The 19439-nt window shown below is 60.7% G+C and carries 27 protein-coding genes; 10 read left to right on the top strand and 17 right to left on the bottom strand.

What is annotated here, in order from left to right; translation table 11 throughout:
* Positions 1-42 precede the first annotated feature (42 nt).
* The 3 genes from AC3IF3_RS30810 to AC3IF3_RS30800 all read left to right on the top strand — a co-directional run bounded on the left by AC3IF3_RS30810 (position 43) and on the right by AC3IF3_RS30800 (position 967).
* On the top strand, positions 43-399 hold the full coding sequence (locus tag AC3IF3_RS30810; protein WP_489231832.1) for a hypothetical protein: 357 nt from the start codon (positions 43-45) through the stop codon (positions 397-399).
* Between the two features lie 20 nt (positions 400-419).
* Positions 420-650 carry a hypothetical protein gene (locus AC3IF3_RS30805; protein WP_489231831.1) on the top strand — a complete coding sequence of 77 codons (231 nt, stop codon included), beginning with the start codon at positions 420-422 and terminating at the stop codon, positions 648-650.
* Between the two features lie 80 nt (positions 651-730).
* Positions 731-967 carry a hypothetical protein gene (locus AC3IF3_RS30800; RefSeq protein ID WP_489231829.1) on the top strand — a complete coding sequence of 79 codons (237 nt, stop codon included), beginning with the start codon at positions 731-733 and terminating at the stop codon, positions 965-967.
* A gap of 55 nt (positions 968-1022) precedes the next feature.
* On the opposite strand, the gene AC3IF3_RS30795 is transcribed toward AC3IF3_RS30800, so the two are convergent.
* Complete coding sequence (locus AC3IF3_RS30795; RefSeq protein WP_489231827.1) at positions 1023-1379, bottom strand: hypothetical protein; 357 nt, start codon at positions 1377-1379, stop codon at positions 1023-1025.
* A 183-nt stretch (positions 1380-1562) separates the two neighbouring features.
* On the bottom strand, positions 1563-1814 hold the full coding sequence (locus tag AC3IF3_RS30790; RefSeq protein WP_489231826.1) for a hypothetical protein: 252 nt from the start codon (positions 1812-1814) through the stop codon (positions 1563-1565).
* A 641-nt stretch (positions 1815-2455) separates the two neighbouring features.
* Here AC3IF3_RS30790 and AC3IF3_RS30785 point away from each other — a divergent pair.
* Positions 2456-3583, top strand: coding sequence for a hypothetical protein (locus AC3IF3_RS30785; protein WP_489231824.1), 1128 nt, complete (start codon positions 2456-2458; stop codon positions 3581-3583).
* A gap of 53 nt (positions 3584-3636) precedes the next feature.
* On the opposite strand, the gene AC3IF3_RS30780 is transcribed toward AC3IF3_RS30785, so the two are convergent.
* Both AC3IF3_RS30780 and AC3IF3_RS30775 read right to left on the bottom strand, forming a co-directional pair.
* A complete protein-coding gene (locus AC3IF3_RS30780; RefSeq protein ID WP_489231822.1) occupies positions 3637-4626 on the bottom strand; it encodes a S1 family peptidase in 990 nt (329 codons plus the stop codon).
* 10 nt (positions 4627-4636) lie between these two features.
* Positions 4637-5398: a CHAP domain-containing protein gene (locus tag AC3IF3_RS30775; protein ID WP_489231820.1), complete on the bottom strand. Its 762-nt coding sequence runs from the start codon at positions 5396-5398 to the stop codon at positions 4637-4639.
* 289 nt (positions 5399-5687) lie between these two features.
* Here AC3IF3_RS30775 and AC3IF3_RS30770 point away from each other — a divergent pair, with 289 nt between their 5' ends.
* The 4 genes from AC3IF3_RS30770 to AC3IF3_RS30755 all read left to right on the top strand — a co-directional run bounded on the left by AC3IF3_RS30770 (position 5688) and on the right by AC3IF3_RS30755 (position 8683).
* On the top strand, positions 5688-6323 hold the full coding sequence (locus AC3IF3_RS30770) for a recombinase family protein (protein ID WP_489231818.1): 636 nt from the start codon (positions 5688-5690) through the stop codon (positions 6321-6323).
* Positions 6323-6748: a hypothetical protein gene (locus tag AC3IF3_RS30765; RefSeq protein WP_489231817.1), complete on the top strand. Its 426-nt coding sequence runs from the start codon at positions 6323-6325 to the stop codon at positions 6746-6748. The genes AC3IF3_RS30770 and AC3IF3_RS30765 overlap by 1 nt, the downstream gene beginning before the upstream one ends.
* Before the next feature lie 166 nt (positions 6749-6914).
* Positions 6915-7550: a Cap15 family cyclic dinucleotide receptor domain-containing protein gene (locus tag AC3IF3_RS30760; protein ID WP_489231815.1), complete on the top strand. Its 636-nt coding sequence runs from the start codon at positions 6915-6917 to the stop codon at positions 7548-7550.
* Positions 7550-8683, top strand: coding sequence for a nucleotidyltransferase-like protein (locus AC3IF3_RS30755; protein WP_489231813.1), 1134 nt, complete (start codon positions 7550-7552; stop codon positions 8681-8683). The genes AC3IF3_RS30760 and AC3IF3_RS30755 overlap by 1 nt, the downstream gene beginning before the upstream one ends.
* Before the next feature lie 48 nt (positions 8684-8731).
* Here AC3IF3_RS30755 and AC3IF3_RS30750 read toward each other — a convergent pair whose 3' ends face one another.
* The 5 genes from AC3IF3_RS30750 to AC3IF3_RS30730 form a co-directional block, all read right to left on the bottom strand.
* Positions 8732-9022 (bottom strand): type II toxin-antitoxin system RelE/ParE family toxin, encoded by a 291-nt coding sequence (locus tag AC3IF3_RS30750; protein WP_489231812.1) that lies wholly within the window; start codon positions 9020-9022, stop codon positions 8732-8734.
* Entirely contained in the window at positions 9019-9270 is a 252-nt protein-coding gene (locus AC3IF3_RS30745) for a type II toxin-antitoxin system ParD family antitoxin (RefSeq protein ID WP_489231811.1), read from the bottom strand. Before AC3IF3_RS30745 ends, AC3IF3_RS30750 begins: the two co-directional genes overlap by 4 nt.
* A 197-nt stretch (positions 9271-9467) precedes the next feature.
* Positions 9468-10097, bottom strand: coding sequence for a hypothetical protein (locus AC3IF3_RS30740; protein WP_489231810.1), 630 nt, complete (start codon positions 10095-10097; stop codon positions 9468-9470).
* 267 nt (positions 10098-10364) lie between these two features.
* Positions 10365-10598, bottom strand: coding sequence for a hypothetical protein (locus tag AC3IF3_RS30735; RefSeq protein WP_489231809.1), 234 nt, complete (start codon positions 10596-10598; stop codon positions 10365-10367).
* A gap of 11 nt (positions 10599-10609) precedes the next feature.
* Complete coding sequence (locus tag AC3IF3_RS30730; protein ID WP_489231807.1) at positions 10610-10978, bottom strand: hypothetical protein; 369 nt, start codon at positions 10976-10978, stop codon at positions 10610-10612.
* Positions 10979-11173: 195 nt separating this feature from the next.
* Here AC3IF3_RS30730 and AC3IF3_RS30725 point away from each other — a divergent pair, with 195 nt between their 5' ends.
* Positions 11174-11461, top strand: a complete 288-nt coding sequence (locus AC3IF3_RS30725; RefSeq protein ID WP_489231805.1) for a hypothetical protein — start codon at positions 11174-11176, stop codon at positions 11459-11461.
* A gap of 96 nt (positions 11462-11557) precedes the next feature.
* On the opposite strand, the gene AC3IF3_RS30720 is transcribed toward AC3IF3_RS30725, so the two are convergent.
* The 6 genes from AC3IF3_RS30720 to AC3IF3_RS30695 all read right to left on the bottom strand — a co-directional run bounded on the left by AC3IF3_RS30720 (position 11558) and on the right by AC3IF3_RS30695 (position 15371).
* Positions 11558-11860 carry a hypothetical protein gene (locus AC3IF3_RS30720; protein ID WP_489231804.1) on the bottom strand — a complete coding sequence of 101 codons (303 nt, stop codon included), beginning with the start codon at positions 11858-11860 and terminating at the stop codon, positions 11558-11560.
* Between the two features lie 54 nt (positions 11861-11914).
* Positions 11915-12136 carry a hypothetical protein gene (locus AC3IF3_RS30715; protein ID WP_489231802.1) on the bottom strand — a complete coding sequence of 74 codons (222 nt, stop codon included), beginning with the start codon at positions 12134-12136 and terminating at the stop codon, positions 11915-11917.
* Positions 12133-12303 carry a hypothetical protein gene (locus AC3IF3_RS30710; protein ID WP_489231801.1) on the bottom strand — a complete coding sequence of 57 codons (171 nt, stop codon included), beginning with the start codon at positions 12301-12303 and terminating at the stop codon, positions 12133-12135. The genes AC3IF3_RS30715 and AC3IF3_RS30710 overlap by 4 nt, the downstream gene beginning before the upstream one ends.
* Before the next feature lie 1143 nt (positions 12304-13446).
* Positions 13447-14328: a replication initiation protein gene (locus AC3IF3_RS30705; protein ID WP_489231799.1), complete on the bottom strand. Its 882-nt coding sequence runs from the start codon at positions 14326-14328 to the stop codon at positions 13447-13449.
* A gap of 112 nt (positions 14329-14440) precedes the next feature.
* Entirely contained in the window at positions 14441-14728 is a 288-nt protein-coding gene (locus AC3IF3_RS30700; protein ID WP_489231798.1) for a hypothetical protein, read from the bottom strand.
* Positions 14700-15371, bottom strand: coding sequence for a nucleotide-binding protein (locus tag AC3IF3_RS30695; RefSeq protein ID WP_489231797.1), 672 nt, complete (start codon positions 15369-15371; stop codon positions 14700-14702). Before AC3IF3_RS30695 ends, AC3IF3_RS30700 begins: the two co-directional genes overlap by 29 nt.
* A gap of 155 nt (positions 15372-15526) precedes the next feature.
* Here AC3IF3_RS30695 and AC3IF3_RS30690 point away from each other — a divergent pair, with 155 nt between their 5' ends.
* Positions 15527-15790, top strand: coding sequence for a hypothetical protein (locus tag AC3IF3_RS30690; protein ID WP_489231795.1), 264 nt, complete (start codon positions 15527-15529; stop codon positions 15788-15790).
* Here AC3IF3_RS30690 and AC3IF3_RS30685 read toward each other — a convergent pair.
* Together AC3IF3_RS30685 and AC3IF3_RS30680 are read right to left on the bottom strand one after the other, a co-directional pair.
* Positions 15787-18684, bottom strand: coding sequence for an AAA family ATPase (locus AC3IF3_RS30685; protein ID WP_489231793.1), 2898 nt, complete (start codon positions 18682-18684; stop codon positions 15787-15789). The two genes, AC3IF3_RS30690 and AC3IF3_RS30685, sit on opposite strands and share 4 nt — an antisense overlap.
* Positions 18647-19006, bottom strand: coding sequence for a plasmid mobilization protein (locus tag AC3IF3_RS30680; protein ID WP_489231791.1), 360 nt, complete (start codon positions 19004-19006; stop codon positions 18647-18649). The genes AC3IF3_RS30685 and AC3IF3_RS30680 overlap by 38 nt, the downstream gene beginning before the upstream one ends.
* Positions 19007-19439: the final 433 nt, after the last annotated feature.

Raw genomic sequence — 19439 nt, 5'->3', positions numbered from 1 at the left:
GTCCTTCAAGACTTGCTAAGTATTCGGCTGTAGATTGGGGACGTGTCCCGTACCTATGGCAGAAAACAGCGTGGCGGCGGTTCCGGTGCTCCGGTCGATCCGGCGGTTTCGCTGCGCGATCTAACGGTAAAGCTGTACGACAAGCGGGACGGCAACGGGGCCGATTGGGCGGCTGCGGCGATTGCCTCGCTGCGTGTGTCTTTCTTCTGCCTGCAAAACCTTCCCGAGGGCGATCCGAACCGGGCCGCGATCACGCGGCGCGCGCATGACTTCGCTTACAACCTGATGGCAGGGACCCCGGACAGCGATGCGCCGTTCACGGCAGCGGGCGACCGTCCGCAACGTCTGGTGTTCTCGATGACGGACCCGGCCCCGAAGCCTGGCCCTGACCGCCGGTAGGCCCGAACGGCGCGGGCGGGGTGCTGGACGACTCCCCCCAGAACATTTCCTGGTTGCCGGTCAACACGCCCGCCATGTCGTCTATGCGCCGCATGATGGCCGTTGCGGCCTCGTATTCCGGTCCGCCGATCTTGGCTTGGCCGCACAACGTGGTGGCGGCCGTGCGGCATTCGCGCATGGTGTCGATCATGCGGGTACTGATTTCGGGACCTATGATGCGGCCTGATCGTCTGGGCATGAAAGTATATTAGAACATAATAGGAACATTTAACAGCTATCACGCCGAGTCCCGTGCCGCTATACAGGCCGACTCTTTCAGCCGGGGGCGGTCATGCGGATACTGGCGGGGGTCTCTGTTTTCGAGGTCGGCAGGCACACGGTCGGGATGGGGCTATACGCCGATGACGCCGACCCCTCCCGTATCCTGTCGATCCGGGTCTCCCTCGATGGCGAGGTCATCAACACCTGGCCCGGCTCCTGGCATGAAGATGAATACGAGGCGATGGAGCAAGCCGCGCTAAGGTGCCTTGCAGACTCCGGCCATATGCTGCAACGGCTCGACTCCTAGCATTAGGAAACAAACGAATACATTGATAGGTTGCCATAAATAATTGGCCGGCCTTTCAGGCGATAAATTCCTTCTTCTCATTCACGACATAAAAAATGAATGCAATTATGCAGATGGCGGTGAACGCCATAAAACCATAGCCGGTAGGAAAGCTGGACACTTGGCCGGCGATTTCAGCGAAAATAGCGCCGTAAACGAATGCGATCAGGGCGATGATCCTGTTGATGATGTACCCAACTACAGGAATTTCACTCAGCACATCGTAGAAGGCCATCATCAGGCCAAACGCGCCTGCACCAATGCCAATAGCGCTCCAGGCCAAACCGGGGCTAACGAAGCTTACCCCCATCAGGGCCAGCCCCATGAGAACGGCCCCGAGGACGAATGAGAATACGCGCTTGCCGATGGTCATAGCGACACCTAGGGCTAACGCATTCACAATGACTGCAGCGCCCAATCGTTCCATCGAACGAGAAGTGCGAAAATCAAAATCTCGCACCAAGCGTTCGCCCGTTGAAATCGCTGAGCTTTTTGCTGCCAATTTTCCATACGGGCACCTACTCGAAAGCAGAAACCGACATCTACCTTGGGATGGCTATAGCCAGCCTTCTTTTTCCGCCAATGCACGAGCAGTTGCCATAGCCGCTTCAAGCCATGAGGGGTGAGGGACCAAAGATGGCGATTGAGGGGGATTAGTCTGGGTGTTTATGTACCTTAACCCCTTACTTTTGCTTGCAGCAAAATGAAAATGTGTGTCTGACACAGGATCGACGATATCAATAAGATGATCATCGTAAGAACTTACCCGAAATTTTGGTACGTCGGTCTCGTCGGTTTCATGGGTCACGGCGACGACTCCCATATAAAATCGTTGCGAGTAGAAGGACGAAAGCAGCGAATTGCCACGGTCCAGTTACGTTTGGGATTACGGCAAATAGTGGGGTCACGGTCATCGGACAAACCTCCAATGCCGGGACATAGAAGATCGCCCGGCGTTGCTGCCTGGGCGACCTTCGCTTGCGTGGTCCCAAAACCACCACGCATCGCACGAGGTCTGTTAACTCGCGCGACGAAAATCACTCGCCGAAAAACGTCCCCCGGCGTGGGGCACCGCTTACAGCATAGCTGCTCGGCCTACGGCTCGGCCTTCCCCTGCATCGGGGTGCCCATCATGCTGCGGCTAGGGTTCTGCTCTCAGGGCTACACATGACGTAGGAAGCGTAGCGGGTCGATGCAAGGGCTATGATCGACAGGCTCAAAGCCTAGGGTCAGTTACGCCTCCAGAAGCGGTCCTTCACTGAGGACGCATGAAATGGCCGCAGAGCGTCGGTAGCGGACAGGTCGCTGGTGCGAAAATCAAGCGTTTCACATCACGCGGCTCACTGGTCTCGTCCTCCGCTTGGCTGATGGCCGCATGAGCAAGGCGCCTATGTACTGCGAGTGGTGCAATCCTTAGGATCGGATGGTCGATGGGGGCAGGCCCGGACCATGCGGTCCAAGGAAGCGGAAATGCAAAACAGCCCCTGGCTGGGCATCATCACCGATGCTGAGATCGAGAAGCTGCGCAATACCCGGACAGGCGGCCGCACGCATCCTGTGGTCAGCCTGGCGCTTGCTGGCGGAGGCGAACAGGTCGCCGCAAACACGGAATTTGCCGCGCGCCAGGTCGCTCAGGACAACCTGACCTGGCTTCAGTCCCTAAGGCCCCGGCTCCTTGATGAGAAGGACTTTACGGCCGCCGCAGGCGCCCTCGGCGAGATACGCGCCTTCGGCGCGCTACTCGAGACGTGGTGCTCCGTAAAGCCCGGACCAAGCGTTCCGGGGAGCAATGTGAAACCAGAGTTTGAAGCCGATGCCGGCGATGGGCCGGTCATAATCGAGGTGAACTCCCGTCAACTCGATAATGACCAGGTGGAAGGGCTCGCCGATCACCACGCCGATGTCGCGGCCCGCCATGCGGCCGAAATCGCCAAGGCGCAAGCGTCGGGGGCCATCAAGAACGTGGTCACGACCGGGGTCACGGAAGTGTTCCCGACCGGCGCACCTGACCCCGAGAAGCCGGGTGATTCGGTTCTGACAAACACGATCAGCCGCATCGCGCGGGTGAAGCAGAACGAAAAGCAGATTGATGCGGCCAAGCCCTTCGTGCTCTGGCTGGATCTTCAAGACCCTGGTGTCTGGGGCATGCCACTCGCGGACGAACTATTCCGGCCACTTTATACGGAGTGCAAGAAGGGTAGCATCCACAGCGGCCCGTTCTGGTTTGCGCTCTACGGCCGCAAGGGCGACCTCATGCCGGAGTCCATAGGGTACTCTTACAGAACGACGCCCATGCTGCACGACGGGCGCTTCTATCAGACCATGGCAAGCCATAAAGGCCCGACACGGGTGTCGGCTGTCGTCTACAGCTGCCCTCGGGCGACGATCCTGATGGAGCATCCCGCAGCCATTCAACCTCTACCCTCGAAATTCCGTGCCTCCCTGCTCAAGACACCTTTTTTCCGCCTCGACCTGTCTGTCGTTGAATGGAGGTCGGGCTTGGTGCAGCAGGCAGTTGATTGCGAGCGGCACATTATTGATGCCGCATCCACAGCCCTAAGAAGCTTTAAACCCTAACCGTCGCGTCTGATATACTTGAAGCTGTTACTATCGTCGGAAGGCAGGCTCGCTCAATTCCATAGTCCGCATTCCCGCGACTGTTTTTCGACATATATCGGCCCAGTCTTGAGTGTTCCTTTGCAGAAATATGTATAGTGGACCTGCCCTGCAAGGTCTTTATGGCCGTCTTCCCACATTCCAGTCGTGTCTTTCGTGCCTTCGCCCGGTAGAAGATCGATCCGGCTGTCTGGCTGTCCTGCAAGCGCTGTGGCGATCAGCTTGTCGCATTCTCCCTTACGAGTATGCCCCCCCGATAGTTCGCCGCTGTTTACCGGCCCCCAACTTGTCTCCGTGCTCCATTTTTCTATGCCGTGGGATGGAACTCGGCAGGATACGTAACAGGTATCATCGAACGGAACGGCCGTATCCACCCCAGCCTGTACGCCTCTTTTTTTCAAAAGATTGATGATCAGGGCAGCAGGGACCAAGCTGTTGTTCCCACCGCCAGCGGTGCCACCATGCACGAGGCCAATGACCTTGCCGTCTTCATTGAAGGCGGGGCCGCCACTGAACCCCGGACGTAGAAATCCGTCGGCATTGTAGAACCCATTATCGTCATAGAGGTTGGCAATGTTGACCGGTGCGGGCGTTATGCCGTTTTGCCCTGGAAACCCGATTACGACAGCCCGGTCGAGAACCTTTACTGGCGTCGAGCTAAACGTCACGGAATACCGGCATGATGCCGACTGAGGCAACTGCCAGACGGCGACGTCAGAAACTTGGTCTGCCTCGCGTAACTGCAGCGGGAATCGCGTCCCTTCTCGCTGGCCGATCACAGCCCACATTTTTTGCGAAGGGTCAGCTCGCAGATGGGCTGCGGTAACAATGTAACCGTCATGAGAGGCAATGAACCCTGTGCCGCTGTCCACGAAGTGACCATCCGCATCGTCTACCTCAAGGTAGACGGTTGCTCGCGTGTTATTCTGCAATATGGCACTCGGCGTGGCAGCCAGAGCAGGCGTGATGGTTGCCATCCAGGCAATGAAGGCAAGGCTTCTCATAGCAGCCTCTTCAAGCAACTTTCAGGTATTTGTTAAGCGCAAAAGTGCAAGGAATGTACTCATCCCCTACATGCCTGTGCGAGTCGAAAGGTTTGGTACTAAATTCTCGCCTTGAGATAATACTTGAATGTCCATCTGCAGATTGATTGCCGCCGATCACCCTAATTTTGGAACCGAGGCTCTGCTCAAAAAAGGCGACGTGGCCTAGACCTAAGCTTTTCCCCGACTGCTTGTCATAACAGGTAAAAACTACAAGGTCGCCGCGATTGGGGCTGTCCGTTGTAGCGTATTTTCCAGATGTTACGAAAGACTGCGAAGATGCACTATCAGTCCCTTTTATGTTGTTGCGCTCAATACACCAATTAACGAAGGCAGCACACCAGTTGATCATATCGTTTTGCGCCCTGAGGCTCGTTGCGTCGAAAAACCCTTTCACTAGGGGGTTCCAGGACGCTGGAGCGGGCCACTGTGCAATCGCGTCCGGATCAGATTGGAAAAATCGGTCGATAAAGCTCTTCGCCACGTCATAGGGGTGTGGGCCTTTTGGTGTCTCGTCCACAATCTTCTGCGCTTTTAACAGCTGATCTGCGTTTGGCTTTTTATAGCCATACACTTGAGGATCATCTAGAGAAACGAGAGGTGGAAGCGGCAGCTGATCGAAGCCAACATCAGTTCCGATTACTGGATCTGCCGCCTGAGCAAAAGCAGCTCTCGCACTCAATGCAAAGGCAGCTAGAGGCGTACCCAGGGTTATAGAGCGACGTGACAGCATTCGGACCTCCCCTAAGTCGGCGGAGCGTATCGACGGATCCGCTCCGAAGCAACCAGCTGCCGTAAGACTCGATGAGCGCCACCTCGCCCGTGCTCTAGTGTAAGACTCATGAGTTTTGCACCACGTAAGGATTGCGCCCGCAAAAACTCGCCAGCTGCTACATAGTTCGGTGCTATTTGGGTATGCCTCAAGCGAACCAAGCCATTAGCGGTCTCATTCAATCAGCTTGACCATTCAAATCGAACCGGTATCATGACACCTATCCTAATAGAACCGATTGGCAGGTTTCATGTTCGTCCGCGCCTATTTGCGCGCTTCCACCTCCGAACAGGACGCGACCAGGGCGCGGGCGCAGCTCGACGCGTTCGCGCATGAACGGGGCCTGGCGATCGCCGCGGCCTATGTCGAGAACGAGAGTGGGGCGACGCTGGCGCGGCCGGAGCTGTTCCGCCTGCTGAAGGACTGCCGACCTGGGGACGTGTTGCTGATCGAGCAGGTCGACCGCCTGTCCCGCCTCACCTCGGACGACTGGACGAAGCTGCGGGCGGAGATCGACGCCAAGCGGGTGCGCATCGTGGCGCTCGACCTGCCCACGTCTTGGAGCCTGGCGACGCCGGCCGACGAGTTCACGGGGCGGGTGTTCCAGGCCATCAACGGTATGCTGCTCGACGTCCTCGCGGCTGTCGCCCGCAAGGACTACGACGATCGCCGCCGTCGTCAGGCGCAAGGGCAGGCCCGGGCAAAGGCTGCAGGCCTCTACCGAGGGCGTCAGGAGGACACGAAGCGGAACGAGGGCATCGCGGCCATGCTCAAGGGCGGCTCGCCCTGGAGCCAGATCCAGGCCGCCACAGGCTGCAGCCGCTCCACCCTCTCCCGGATCGCCAAGCGGGTGAAAGCCGCCCCGTTGCAGGACGCGGATCGCTGATGCCGATCCGTCGCGAGCACCGCTATTTCTACCCGATCGACTGGAAGCAGCTCTCGGCCATGATCCGCTTCGTACGAGCGGGCGGCCGCTGCGAGGGCTGCGGCAGGCCGCATCTCCAGGACGTGCAACACCTCGGTGACGGCCGATGGTGGGACATCGAGGCGGGGCGGTGGCGGGACGGGACCGGACGTCTGGTGCGCCGTGCGCTCCCTGCTCCTGCGGATATGGCAGTGGGGACAGTGAAGGTGACGCGTGTGGTGCTGGCGACCGCGCACCGCAATCACGACACCGCCGACAACACGGGGGCCAACCTCGCGGCCCTATGTCAGCGTTGCCACATACTGCATGATCGGCCGGAGCATCAGCGGCGTCGACGTATGACCCTGCGCACACGAAAAGCAATTGGCGATCTGTTTCCAAACTGATGCAGCTGACAAGGCAATGACAAGCAAGAATGCCCCCGAAATAAACCGGATGTTTGTCCAGCCTTATTTTGACGTAATCCACCGCAATTAATTACAGTTAACGGTTGTATGACGGAATAACCGCCCCCACCTCTTCGTATCTGGCTAAAACTCGCAGGGGCGACGATTGGTACAGCAAGATCATGAGTATTCTGTCCTCGGCGGCTTGAACCGCGCCAAGATAGGACACACGATCGGCGCGATCGCCGCAGTAATATCACCGCTGGTCGTTTCGCTAGTCTTAGTAATAATCAGTATTCTTGATTATTATGGCATCGGCGATCGCATACCGCGTGTGGTGATGTGGCCCGTTAGTGCGGGCGTCATTTACGCAGGACTATATTGGATTTTCTCGAAATACGCCTGGAAGTATCGACCTCTGAATAAATTGCTGAAAGTGCCGGACCTCGCCGGGGAGTGGCACTGCGACGGGCAAACTATCAATCCGGACAAGACCCCCAGCTTCAAGTGGGAAGGCACAGTTGTTATCACACAGAATTGGGACAAGCTGCGCATCCGGCTTAAAACGGCCCAATCTGGTTCGAACAGCATCGCGGCCGCGTTGTTTCACGACGAGGTTGATGGCTTCCGAATTCTATATAATTACAAAAATGACCCGCGATCCGATCAACCGGAATTGCAGCCGCATCGAGGATTTGCGGATATAACCTTTAATCCTGATTTGAAATATGGCGAAGGGGAATACTTCAACGGCCAAGGCAGATTTACGTTTGGAACCATGAAACTGACAAGGAAAGTCTAATGGCCCGAGATATTCAAGGACGGCTTGGTCGCCTCAGCACCCGTCGGCGCGGCCTTGATCGCCCCACCGAATTGACGATGGACTCTCTTTCGGAAGTGCTGGCCAAGGCTGATATTACGGAGAGCTACCAAAAGCGCTCAAGCCTGCCCTACACCCAATACACCCTCGGCGCGATGCAGGAGGTTGGTCCCGATTATACCCGCATCGGCATCGAAGAAGCGACGCGAGTTGGCAAGCAACTCGAAAAAGGTCTGGCGGATCACGACATCGCAGTGGAGTTCGAGCTGCAGGGCTCAGTCCCACTCAAAATCCATATCAGAGGCGTCAGCGATGTCGATCTTCTGACATTGCACACGGCTTTCTTCACTTACGATCCAAACGGCCCGGCCCAACACCTTTACACTACGCCGGTTTACTATTCGCTCGAAGACAAAATGCGGGAGCTGCGGCTCAAAGCAGAAAAAGTCCTGTCCGATAGCTATCCGGCGGCGACAGTGGATAAAAACGGAAAGAAGGCGATCAAAATTTCAGGTGGTTCGCTGCGGCGGGCCATCGATGTCGTGCCCTCGCATTGGCACCACTCGACGGCCTACCAGAGCACCAAACACGATCACGAGCGCGGGGTGAAGGTATATAACAAGGGCGATCATTCGCTATTTCTCAACCTGCCCTTCAAGCACATCAAGCTCATTAGCGACCGCGATACGCTAACGATGAGCGGATTGAAGAAAACAATCCGGCTTTGCAAAAACGTCAGGAGCGATGCCATAAATGATGGCAAAGACATCCAGATTAGCAGTTATGAAATAGCGGGGCTGATGTGGTACTGCGATGCTTCGCGCCTGATAGTCCCTAACTATAACGAGTTGTCGCTGCTGGCAGTAACACAACAACATCTCGACTACCTGGCACGTAACGTCGAGGCCGCGATGGCGCTGAAGACACCGGATGGTTCGCGTCGCATCATCGATAATGCTGACCGGATGAAGGGTTTGGTAGCTTTATCGACCGAGATGGATGACTTGGCGGCAGAGGTCGTAAAAGAGCAAGTTACTCAGTATAAGCAAATCCAGCCCACTCAAGATCAGATCCTAGAGTCGCTCCGTCGGTCTTACGTCCCTTTGGTAAGCTGAGACGCCATGATCGTCTGCCTCTCGGTGTCACGAGAGGCGTAACTATTTTCATGCAAGCGCGCTTTCCCAGTCCTGCCGTCCATACAGGACGCGGATGATTAGCACGCCGGGCCCTTCCTCGACATAGACGATCATGTGCGCCTGGTAGGGGTGCAGGCGGACGGGCGGCGTGAACTCTTGGCGCAGCCGTGCCAGCCGCGGCTGGCTGGCGAGGAGCCCGAAGGCGGCGAACAGCCCATCCTGGTAGCGTTCCGCCTGGTCGACGCCGAATTGCAACGCGCCGGCGACGTAGGCGCCGGCAATGTCCTCGTCGGCCTCGATCGTCGTCCTGTAGGTCATTCCGCCTGAATGGCGGCCAGACGCTCCTGGCCGAGCTGGCGGATTTCATCAGGGGTGCGGGTGCTCGGGCCGCTCGCCATGCCGGCGTCAATCAGCTCCTGCAGCTCGGCAACCTTGCCAGCGCGATCTTGGTCGCGACGGATCAGGTCCCGCACATAATCGCTCGCGTTGGCATACCGGCCGGTATCGGCCTGTGCCTCAACCCAAGCCTTCATCGGATCGGGCAGCGATACGTTCATGGTCGCCATGGCGGCACCTCCTCGCTTATCATGGCAAAGATTGCCAAAGGCTGTCAAAGGCAATTCGCAATTTAAAGCGCTCGTTTTTGGGCGATCCGGTCCCTGCTCCTCCAAGGAGTTAGGCATCCCCGGGAAATCGCTCGAAAACGGTCCCTTCTGCGCGGTCGCAAATGGCTTTCAGCTCGGTCATCGATTGCGGAGATACTTTATTCTAATCGGCGGCGTAGCGCACCGCGGACTACTAAGTCAGGAACATCAAGCCGCTGAGCAAGGTCTTTGTCCGTGAGTACAGGGTTCGCCGCCGCGGCCTCGCGAATACAGTCGTCTCTGTATTTCCACTCAAGATTTGAAAATTTCTGACGAACATCCTCAATCGGCTTAAGTCTATCCTGAATATCCTGCACTTGGTCCCGAGGAATTATCTCGCCGCTTTTAACACGCTCAAGCAATGTCCTTCGCAGCCCAATTTGTTGCTTGAACAAAAAAACCATGTCACTACCGAGTCCATTGATTTTAGGGGCTTGCTGGTCGAAAGTTTTTTCTATGTCACCCAGCATTCTTTCAAATTTTTCTATGGTCGGGTTATCTCGCGTTTTGGCGAAGCTATCAGCTCCATCGACTCCCACCGGCATCGATGCAACGAAAGCCCCGTTTAAAAACAATATCTGAGGAAACAAGTTCAAAACTGAGTCAGTAGCTTCGATCTGCCTCCTAGCGGCAATCTTATCTTTCATCTTATAATAGGCGTTCATGTTCCGCTCGATTATTTCGCAAAAACTTACGGAAGCTTTGGCAAACGCGCCTATATTCTGCAGAATTTCAGCCACAACGCTCATGAATCCGCCTCCCTACATTTTCAAGTCGTGCAACTTACAAGAACGCAGAGGCATGACCTCGCGGAATATGCGAGCTGCCCGTGCAACTCGTAAGGTGATAGAAGTCAGCCGCTCGCAAAATCCAGTTAGACCGTTTGAAAACTCGGTTGATTGACTGGATTGAAGCGGCTTCGTGGGTGGAGGCTTCCTCCGTTGCGAATATCCGGTCCGAAACTGCGGAAGAAGGTCTTTTCTGAGTGATATCCTAAGGTCTGCTGCAGGCTTGTCCTAGGTGAGCAGGTCTGCATAGCGGAGCAGCTTCCCCTGCTGCTTCACGCGGTCGGTCCGCCACTCCCCCGTTTCGCCGTCCAGCCAATCCCATTCGCCGGTCGCCAGCAGGACCGCGACTGCGAACCGGGTTTCTGCCTGCGGGCCGCGCCTTATGGCGCGCATGATCTCCCGGACCGGGCGGCCGGTGAGCTGGGCGAGCTGCCAGACGGTTTCGGCCTCGTCGGCCGTCATGCGCTCGCGCGTCATCCTCGATGGACCGTCCCTAGGTCCGGCTGGGGAGGTAGGGGCGCGTTGCGCGCCTCCGGGTGGTCGGGAAGTACCCAAAAGGTCGACCAGGTGCAGGGGTGGCATCGGATCGGACAGGCCGCCCAGGCTTCGAGGTCGCGCCGCACGTCCGCGTCGGTGGCGGCGTGTAGCAGGTCGTCCGCGCTGCCCGCCTCGATAACGGCGAGGATGCGCCCGACTCCCTCGACGCGCTCGCCGGGATATTCGCACACGCATGGCCGGCGTGGGGCGTCAGCGATGGAGCTGTAAGCCACGGCGCGGCGGCGCGGGTCGTCGCGCAACATGAGCAAAAGGTCGTCCGCATCGGTGATGATTGGCAGAGACATGTGCTTGGCTCCGGCCCCGAGCCGATCGACTATAGCCGGGTCGAGAGCGGGAGGAATCCCCTGTGCCTGAGAAACCGAAGCGCCCGGACCCGGAAGTTATGGCCGAGGTCAAAACCCTGTTTGCCGAAATGGGGGCGATCCGGACGCGCAAAAAAGACAAAAGGCGGCCGGGGGTCCTATCGCTTCTGTTTTGACGTGCCGGAGGAGCTGGCAACGCTGGCCGGCTGGCTGGCGTACAAGGCGGAAATGGACCCGTTTAACAGGGGCGAAAAGCTGGGCCGCCCGGTTCACCTGACGCGGGAAGGCGACGGCTTCAAGCTGGCGGACTGGCACCGTGCGCGGCGTCTGATGTGGTCCCTTATTGAACAAGGGCTTTTAAATCAGCTTGAGCGGCTAGAGGATGAAACGCACCCTTGCCTGTTCCCGGAAACGGCCGAGGAGAGCCGGGCGCGATGGCAGCTTGAGGATGACATTCCATTTTGAGGCCCGTGGAGTGGTCTACGGGATTTTGACTAGGGTAGTGGCCTAAAACAGCCGGAGGCTATCAGGCCGCGCGAAATTCGGGGTCAGCGGCCCGATTTAGACGGCCCCGGGCGCGGCAGGCGCTTTCGCGTGGTCAGGCAGAACCCACATCGAGCAATGCGGGCCGTAGCGGAGCGGCAGGGCCTCCCAAGCCGGGCCGTCCTTGGCAAGGTCGGCCTCGTAAGCCTGATCGAGGACCGGCCGGGCGGTGCCGCCCTCCCCGATGATCGCGACGACGCGGGCGTTGCCCTGCAACGCCTCGCCCGGAAACTCGCACACGCACGGCCCCTCGAAACCATCGGGCAGGACCAGATACGAAACCACGCGGCGGCGCGGGGCTTCGCGGAGCAAGGCCAGCATGTCGGCCGTCTCCGTGACGCTCTCAACCTGTAGCGGCGGCATGGGTCCCCTCCCCTATTCGTCGTCGGGTGCTGCGTCGGCGCGCTCCGGGTCGAGGCCCGCGGCGACATAGACGGCGCGGGCGGCCTCCCGGAGGGCCTGCCCAGTCGGGTGGACGCCCTGGTGGATGGAAAGGCTATCGCGGGCGAGCTGGGCCTTGCACGCGTCCCATGCCGCGCGGAATGCGGGATCTTCGTCCAAGGCGGCCTGCCATGCCTCTCGTTCCTGTCGGCTCATAGCTTCCCCTCCTCCATGGCCTGCTGCAACACGGCCTCGACGCGCGCCCCGTAGCCTGGCCGGGCCTGAATCGCGGCGGCAAGCGGCGGCGCGATCCGCACGGTGAGATTCACCTTGCGGGCCTCGGGCGGGATCGGCGGTCGGCCGCCTAGATTCTTCGTAACCATTTCGGGCTATACTGTTGTTTATGCCATGGTAGGGAAGTTGTTATGCGGGTGCAAGGTTTATGCATAGCACTAACCTCCTATCCGTAGGCACCTTTACTTCGCTTGGGCCTGGCGCTGCTGTTTCAGAATCTAGGGCTGATAAAACCGTCAGCGGATCGGCATAGCCGAGCCGTTGGCGGCCCTCTGTACGGCCTGCCCCTCTACCCTGTTCGATTCCCCCGGAAGGGGGAACGAACCTCGCCCCGTAGGGGCGAAACGATCTACCCCGTCCCGATGGCCTCAGGAGAGCAGCGCCCGCATCCCCGAGTCACCCGAAGGGCCGGAGCGTAGCGAAGGACGGCGAAGCCGTTGACCGGGGGAGGACGCTGCTAGGCTCAAGGGCCGGGACATCAAAGCATCGGCCGTTAGGCCGATTCCGCATGGCCGCGTAGCGGCCCCACTTTTTTGAAGTCGGCCGAAGGCCGTCCATTGCGCCCGTTAGGGCGCTACTGCGATAGCGGCCGTCACCCGCATGGGCGGAGACTACAGGCTCCGGTCGCCATGGGTGACTAGGACGCGGGCCGGAAGGCATCGTCCCCTCTTTTTCCCTTCTTCTTAATTCTAGATTCTAAGATTCTAAGTTCTATGGCCGATCAGACAGCAAAATCAGCCACTTAGATGGTTAACTATGAGGAATGTGGGGAATCCTGTGAGGTTTTGGAGGCAAAACTGCCTCCGGCTGTGAGGATTCGGAGGCGAGGAATGAGGATTCGGAGGCCGAACTATGAGGGATTGGAGGCGGTCGGCGTTCTGTATAGCCGAGCTGTCTGACGCCCGATCGAGGCACAACTATGAGGGATTGGGGGAAGCTATGAGGGATTGGAGGCGCGGCCGCCCTGCCCCTCCCTTGCCGGTCAGACCTCGCCCGAGCGGCTGCAACTATGAGGAAATGGAGGAAATGGCCGGACCGCATACCGCCCCGGAGCCGAAGGTCGGCCGGTGGCTGCGCGCAGTTATGAAGGATGGGAGGAATCCCCTGTAGGCGGCGGATTTCCTTGGGTTTGCGGCTCCCAGATATGAAGGATTGGAGCGCGGCCACGATAGGCGGAGGCTTCCCTTAGGAATGGGGCGGTCGCCAGCTATGAGGAATTGGAGGCGGCCGAACTATGAGGTTTTGGAGGTGCGCCGCAGGCGATCCCGCCGGAGCATCCGCTGCACGGACGGGACGGGCGGCATGACGGCCTCGACGGTGCCGCTGATGCGGGCGCGTCGGCCGACCCTGGGCCGCTCCGCCTCGGCGTGGGCGTGTTGCAGAGCTTCCGCGTCCTTGGTCATCCATAGCACCTGAACGGCCACGACACGTTGCCCCTGCTTCACCGGCAGGACGCCGAGCGTGAACGGCGCGAGTGCGTTGATCTCGTCCACGGCCGGTTTCAGGACGTGCTTGTTCAACTCGCCGAACGTCTTGTATTTGCCCGGCATGACGCCGAGCATTTCGCGGAACTGGTCGAGCGTGAACTGATGCGACTGCTTCAATTCGAGGCCGGTCCACTGTGCGATGTTCTCGTACAGGCTGACGGAATATTTGGACGAAAACGCCATCAGCACGGGCAGCTTGATCTTGCCCCAGACGGTGGACGCCCGAAGGATTTCGACCAGGCGCTTGTCGAAGCTGTAGGTGAGGACGCCGCCCCGCCGGTCGGGGTCGTCCATGTCGTTGCCGCCGAGGAGCTGGACGTTGCGCGTCTTGCCGTTCGGCAGCTTCACGGTGATGACGGTTTTCATCAACGCCGTGATGACGTCCTCGATGCGGCTGTAGCCCTTATGGCCGTCCGCTTTCAGCATATCGAGTTCGATCGAATAGTCTTTCCCGGCCTCGACGCCCTGCATATGGGCGTTGTGCCAAAGTATGGTTATGGCGCGGCGGGCATTGAGGGTCAGTTCCTGGTGGCCGGTAATCTGAATTAACTCGGCGGGCTTCGTCGCCTCGTTCGGATTGCGAGGCTGCAAATCTAGGACCAGAATTTTCCCGGTTTCCTTGTGCATGATTCGTCCAGCCTAGCTTATGCGGACGAAAGCCAGAAATGAAATCTTTCAGGGCATAATTCAGAACTATACCCCTGTACCCCTATAGGGGTATGCCCCTATAGCATCACGATCACGTTTTCGGCCGGGCGCGCTCCGGGTGTCCCCTGCCCTCGATCACGCGGTCTATGCCTTCAAGAAACAGGTCGTGGATTTTGCACCGCTCGTGAAAGGCGATTTCCCGCAAGCGGTCCATCACGTCCGGCGGCAGATAGACGCTCGACTTGAACTTGTCGGACGGCGCGCGGGCCGCTGGCGCGGCGTTGGTGTTGCTCGGTTTCGCCTCGATGCGGACCGGCTCAGCTTGCGGCTGCGTTTCTTGGGCGAGCTGATCAAGAAATGACTTCCGCTTCGGCGGCATGGTGGCTCCTGTCTTCGGTGAGTTGTTTGGCGGTCCAGGCCCAGAGCTGGCGGATTTCGTCGGCGGCCTTGCTGTCGGGGGCGTATTCCGTGACGCCGAGCCCGGCCGCCATGGCGTCCTGAAAATCGGCGCGGTAGCCGAGCATGGAGGGCGCGAGCGCGCCCATCATGCGGACGCCCTCGCCCGCGTCGGTCGTGCGCCCGCTCGTGCGTGACGGCGGGCATTGGTTGAGGACGAAGGCGAAGGGCCGTTTGAGGCTCATGAGGGTCTGCACGGTCGGCTTCGCCGCGCGGATGTCCATAAGGGTCGGCCGCGCCGGTAACAGGCAGAGGTCGGCCGCTTTCATGGCTAGGGTCGTGGCGGTCGAGGCGATGCCGGGACAGTCGAGCAGCAGCAGGGTCATCCCTGCCTTTTCGAGGCTCGGGATCAGCTCGGGCAGGCTGTTCAACCGGCCCTGGTCGAGCTGATCGACGGTCGGCGTGTCCGCCTCGCGGTCGTTGCTCCATGCGATCAGCGACCCTTGCGGATCGAGGTCGAGCGCGAGGACGCGCTCTCCGGCTTCGGCGGCTGCGACGGCAAGGCTCGCGGCGATGGTCGTTTTGCCGGAGCCGCCTTTCTGAGTGACAAGGGCGATCGTTTTCATACGGCCAAGCTTATCACGGGATCGAGTCGCCTCCTACCCCTATACCGCCGTACCGTTTTACCCCTATGCCCCTGTAGGGGCATAGGGCTTGATCTTGACTGGCGGCCGTGACCGCCGGACTCTGCCGGTCGTTTCGGACGCGATGGAGCCGTGCCGTGACCGACCGCGATGAGCCGTATCGCCCGCACACCGACATGTTCAACGAACCCCCCAGGAGGTTGGAGCCGCCCGACTGGGAGAACCTGTCCGAGAATACGCGGCAGGAAATAATCGCAACGGAAAACATCGGTAAGGCGCATGCCGAACGCGTCGCCGTAGGTGAGCGCGCCCGTTCCACGATCGAGCGGCAAGAAGGCGAGTCCGAGCGGCGGCACAATCAGGAAGACCGCGAACGGGAAATGGGGGAAAGGTGCCGTTAGACCGGTCGGGGACCTCGACGGGGCGGCGGACGGTCGGGCGCGTTGTCGTTGGCCGTGACGGGGTGGGCCGCCCGCCACGCCTGGCCGAGATAGCCGGACCATTTCGCGAGATAGCTGCTTGCGAGCTGGCGCATCGCGAGGCCCTGCCAGTTGGTGGCGGCCTCGCGCTGTAAGCTGCGGCGGCTGGCGGACTCGTCCAAGCGTTCGGCCGCATGCCGTGCCTGCATGTCCTGATGGTGGCGAAGGATCGCCGCATCATGCGCCTGCATGGCGCTGCGGCGCTCCGCGTCGGTCGGCGGGACGATCCGGGGCGGGGCGGCCGATAAGGCCGGTACGACGCGCCGCGCCCATTGCCGCAAGGTCGTTTGCCGGTGACGAAACAGGCGGGTCCGCTCGGCCGCGTCGAAGGCGAGGCGGGCGATCTGCAACGCGGTCGCGTTGCCGGGAAGCAGGCTGCGGGCATTCTCCATCCGGCCGGAGCGGGTTTCTTCACGGGCGGCAAAGGCGGCGGCGCGACGGCGGACGCGCTCGCGCATCGCCTCGGCTGCCTCAAGGCGGGCGGCTTCCTCCCGCTGCCGGTCCTCGGCATAGTCGAGGCTGGTGTCTTTCAGCCGCTCGCGGGACAGGATCGCGGCAAGGCGCTTGCGGTCCGGGATAACATCGCGCGACCAGTGCATATCAAGCCGGTCCCGGTGGCGGGTCATCGCGACATAGGCCGCATGCCGGTCGAGATTGCCGGAGCAATACAGATACGCCCGGTCCACGGTCGCGCCCTGGCTCTTGTGGATCGTCATCGCGTAGCCGTGCGCGATGTGGTCGTAATGGTCGAGGGTGAACGTGATGGTCCGGGCCTCGTCGCCGTCCAGCCGGACGGTGAGGGTACGGCCATGCATGGCCTCGATGGTGCCGAGGCTCCCGTTGCGGACACCCATGCGGCCGTCATTGCGCTGGAAGGCGATCCGCTCGCCACGGGCGAGGTCGAGGGGGCCTGTCGAGGTGGTCAAGGTCACGTCTGGCCCCAAAGCGCTGGACCGCCGGAGGCAGGCGCGGGCGAGGGTATTCAGCTCCGCCACGTCGCGGCGCAGATAGGCCATGACGATCTGCGTCTGGCCGGGTGCAGCGCGCCGCGCTTCATCCCATGCCGCGATCACGGCCGCTTTCGCGGCCGAACCGGTCGCGTGGCCGTGGATCATGCCTTCCGCCTCGTAGGCATCGAGCGCGGCGGCAATCTCGCCTCGGGCGAGCTGGCCGGTGGCGGCCTTCATCCAAGCTGGCTTCTGGCGGCGGACGGTTTTGATCGTCACATCGCCCACGCGGGCGATGATGGCCCGGAACGCGCCGCCCGCCTCGATGGCCTGGAGCTGCGGCACGTCCCCCACAAACACGATTTTCGCGCCGCCCTTGGCCGCGAAGTGCAACAGGCGTTCGGTCTGACGGGAGCCGAGCATGCCCGCCTCGTCGACGACGATCACATCCTTGGGGCCGGGGAGATTGCGGCCATTCTCCCAGAGATACAGCCATTTATGGACGGTCCCCGTGACCTTGATCCCGGAGCCGTTGGCGAGGCTGTGCGCGGCTTCTGCCGCGAGGGCCATGCCCGTAAGACGAAACCCGGCCGCCTCCCATGACTGCCGGGCGGCGTCGAGCATCGTGCTCTTGCCCGTCCCGGCCACGCCGGAAACGCAGGCGAGGCGGTTGCCGGTCAGGACGTGATGCAGCGCCTCGCTCTGATCGCGGGCGAGAGACCATCCCTTGAACCGGGCGGGCACGTTGCCTTGCCCCTGCTGGGCGCGGGCGAGGGTATCGGCCTGCTGCGCCATGCGCCGTTCAAGGTCCTGATGCGAGGCGGTCGTGAAACGGACCCGGCCGCGCGCGTCGCGCCCGGCCCGGACCAGCTCGGGCGAGGCATCGAGGCGGGCGAGGGTTTCGGCAAAGCTGGCCGTGTCTGGGGTATGCCTGCCGACAAAGCGTTCCAGCTCCGCCCGCGTGAAGGTCGAGCGGTCGCGGGTGAGAACCGCAAGGGCATCGGCGGGTGTCGGTCCCGCGAGAAGCGCCGCGCTGCGCGCGGCTGCTTCGGCCTGGGCCGGATGGGCGGCAAGCTCCGCCTGATGCCGGAGCCGATCGGATGCTGCCTTGCGGCCGCCCCGCATGGTCTGGTGAAGCGCCTTGGTTTCGGCGGTGCGGCGGCGGCGGCCTTGCACCTCCTGCCATGCCTGGGCGCTGAACTGTTCGGCATGCGCCTCGCGCTGTGCCGCGACCGCCGGATGGGCGAGGCCCCCGGCCCGATGTTCGGGCCGGGTCGAGCGGCGGGACCGGTTGGCCGATGCGCGGCCGGGCCGGGTGCCAGCCCGGCGGGCGTTGTTCTCGACGCGGGCGCGGCAAAGGATGCGGCCTTGCCGTTCCTCGTAGCTCTGCGCCCATTGCGACAGGATCAGCTTCGATTTCGAGAGCGGGGCGGCGCGGCCATCCGCTGCCGATACGCGATTACAGAGGACGTGACAGTGAGCATGGGCGGTATCGCTGTGCGCCATGATGAGGGCCTGGTGATCGGCAAGGCCAAGGGCCTGCAACGCCTCGCGCGCGGCCTCGATCATCTCCGCCTGCGTCGGCTGCTCGTCAGGACTCCACGATAACGAGAATGCGAAGGTCGGCCGGTCGAGCTTCCGCCCGGTGGCCTTGATACCGGCGAGGCGTTTCAGGCTGTCTTGCGCCCCTGCCGTATAGGCCATGAGCCGCCATGCCTGTTCGGGGTCGTCCGTGCCGAGGTTGAAGGTCTGTGTCCATGCCACGCGATCGGCGGTCGTGGCGGGGCCGCCATCTGGCGTCCGGTCATGCAGGAAATAGGCGGCGGCGGCCTTAAAGGTCCGACCGCCCGTGCTGATCGAAGGGATCATGGAGACGGTCGAGTTCGATATGAATTTTTGAAATGAGGTCGCGGATGATGCGGTCGTGCGGCAGCTCCCGGCCTGCGTTCGCGTGGCGGGCGATCTGGTTCATGTTGTTGGCGAGGCCGATCAGCGTGGCGACCGCCTGAGGGTCGGTCGAGCGGCGGCGCGGCAGCACAAACTCGGACAGGGCGCGTTGCCGGGCGAAGGCGGAAGCCGACAGGTCGAGAAGCGATGCCTTGCCGTGGATGCTGATGATTTCGCCGGGGCTGGCGCGGAACGCGATCCAGCCGGTGCGGCGGTCATCTGGCTCCTTCGGCGGCAGTGGCATCGGCGGTCCTTCTTCTGGCCCGGACGGGCCGGGGAATTGAAAGGGGTGGCACCCCTTCACCAGAGTATTTGTGAAACAAATACACATCTGGCAAACCAAAACAAAACCAGATTAGCCAAACCAAATTAAATATTACATAAGACCATTTCCGAAGCATGATTGGGCCGCAAGGGACGCAATATTGAACCGGCTGCGCCGGTCTGTTTTCTTCTCCGAACGCGGCAAGCGTACCGCCTCGCTCGCTTCGAGCAACAGGTGGGTCCGGTATTTTTGCCAAGGGCAAAAATCTTCCGGTCCCGGCCTCCGGCCGCTGTTGCTCTCCGCTCGTCGTGACGGTGCGGGGATGGCGATCGGGACGAAGAACGATGCAAGGGAGGGATCACGCCTGCGGCGCGATCGAACAAAGAACATGATAGAGGTTTAGGGGTATACC

The organism is Methylobacterium sp. J-118 (assembly GCF_057836565.1).
The sequence above is the reverse complement of the archived record's forward strand: the minus strand, read 5'-3'. Positions and strand labels throughout refer to the sequence as shown.

Bases quoted from the DNA above. Each gene is read 5' to 3' on its own strand.
- AC3IF3_RS30695 (WP_489231797.1), bottom strand. From the start codon at position 15,371: ATGAAAACGATCGCCCTTGTCACTCAGAAAGGCGGCTCCGGCAAAACG.
- AC3IF3_RS30705 (WP_489231799.1), bottom strand. From the start codon at position 14,328: ATGCACAAGGAAACCGGGAAAATTCTGGTCCTAGATTTGCAGCCTCGC.
- AC3IF3_RS30750 (WP_489231812.1), bottom strand. From the start codon at position 9,022: ATGACCTACAGGACGACGATCGAGGCCGACGAGGACATTGCCGGCGCC.
- AC3IF3_RS30785 (WP_489231824.1), top strand. From the start codon at position 2,456: ATGCGGTCCAAGGAAGCGGAAATGCAAAACAGCCCCTGGCTGGGCATC.
- AC3IF3_RS30765 (WP_489231817.1), top strand. From the start codon at position 6,323: ATGCCGATCCGTCGCGAGCACCGCTATTTCTACCCGATCGACTGGAAG.
- AC3IF3_RS30800 (WP_489231829.1), top strand. From the start codon at position 731: ATGCGGATACTGGCGGGGGTCTCTGTTTTCGAGGTCGGCAGGCACACG.
- AC3IF3_RS30795 (WP_489231827.1), bottom strand. From the start codon at position 1,379: ATGACCATCGGCAAGCGCGTATTCTCATTCGTCCTCGGGGCCGTTCTC.
- AC3IF3_RS30730 (WP_489231807.1), bottom strand. From the start codon at position 10,978: ATGTCTCTGCCAATCATCACCGATGCGGACGACCTTTTGCTCATGTTG.
- AC3IF3_RS30685 (WP_489231793.1), bottom strand. From the start codon at position 18,684: ATGATCCCTTCGATCAGCACGGGCGGTCGGACCTTTAAGGCCGCCGCC.
- AC3IF3_RS30745 (WP_489231811.1), bottom strand. From the start codon at position 9,270: ATGGCGACCATGAACGTATCGCTGCCCGATCCGATGAAGGCTTGGGTT.
- AC3IF3_RS30720 (WP_489231804.1), bottom strand. From the start codon at position 11,860: ATGCTGGCCTTGCTCCGCGAAGCCCCGCGCCGCCGCGTGGTTTCGTAT.
- AC3IF3_RS30715 (WP_489231802.1), bottom strand. From the start codon at position 12,136: ATGAGCCGACAGGAACGAGAGGCATGGCAGGCCGCCTTGGACGAAGAT.
- AC3IF3_RS30740 (WP_489231810.1), bottom strand. From the start codon at position 10,097: ATGAGCGTTGTGGCTGAAATTCTGCAGAATATAGGCGCGTTTGCCAAA.
- AC3IF3_RS30780 (WP_489231822.1), bottom strand. From the start codon at position 4,626: ATGAGAAGCCTTGCCTTCATTGCCTGGATGGCAACCATCACGCCTGCT.
- AC3IF3_RS30770 (WP_489231818.1), top strand. From the start codon at position 5,688: ATGTTCGTCCGCGCCTATTTGCGCGCTTCCACCTCCGAACAGGACGCG.
- AC3IF3_RS30735 (WP_489231809.1), bottom strand. From the start codon at position 10,598: ATGACGGCCGACGAGGCCGAAACCGTCTGGCAGCTCGCCCAGCTCACC.
- AC3IF3_RS30700 (WP_489231798.1), bottom strand. From the start codon at position 14,728: ATGCCGCCGAAGCGGAAGTCATTTCTTGATCAGCTCGCCCAAGAAACG.
- AC3IF3_RS30775 (WP_489231820.1), bottom strand. From the start codon at position 5,398: ATGCTGTCACGTCGCTCTATAACCCTGGGTACGCCTCTAGCTGCCTTT.
- AC3IF3_RS30680 (WP_489231791.1), bottom strand. From the start codon at position 19,006: ATGCCACTGCCGCCGAAGGAGCCAGATGACCGCCGCACCGGCTGGATC.
- AC3IF3_RS30710 (WP_489231801.1), bottom strand. From the start codon at position 12,303: ATGGTTACGAAGAATCTAGGCGGCCGACCGCCGATCCCGCCCGAGGCC.
- AC3IF3_RS30755 (WP_489231813.1), top strand. From the start codon at position 7,550: ATGGCCCGAGATATTCAAGGACGGCTTGGTCGCCTCAGCACCCGTCGG.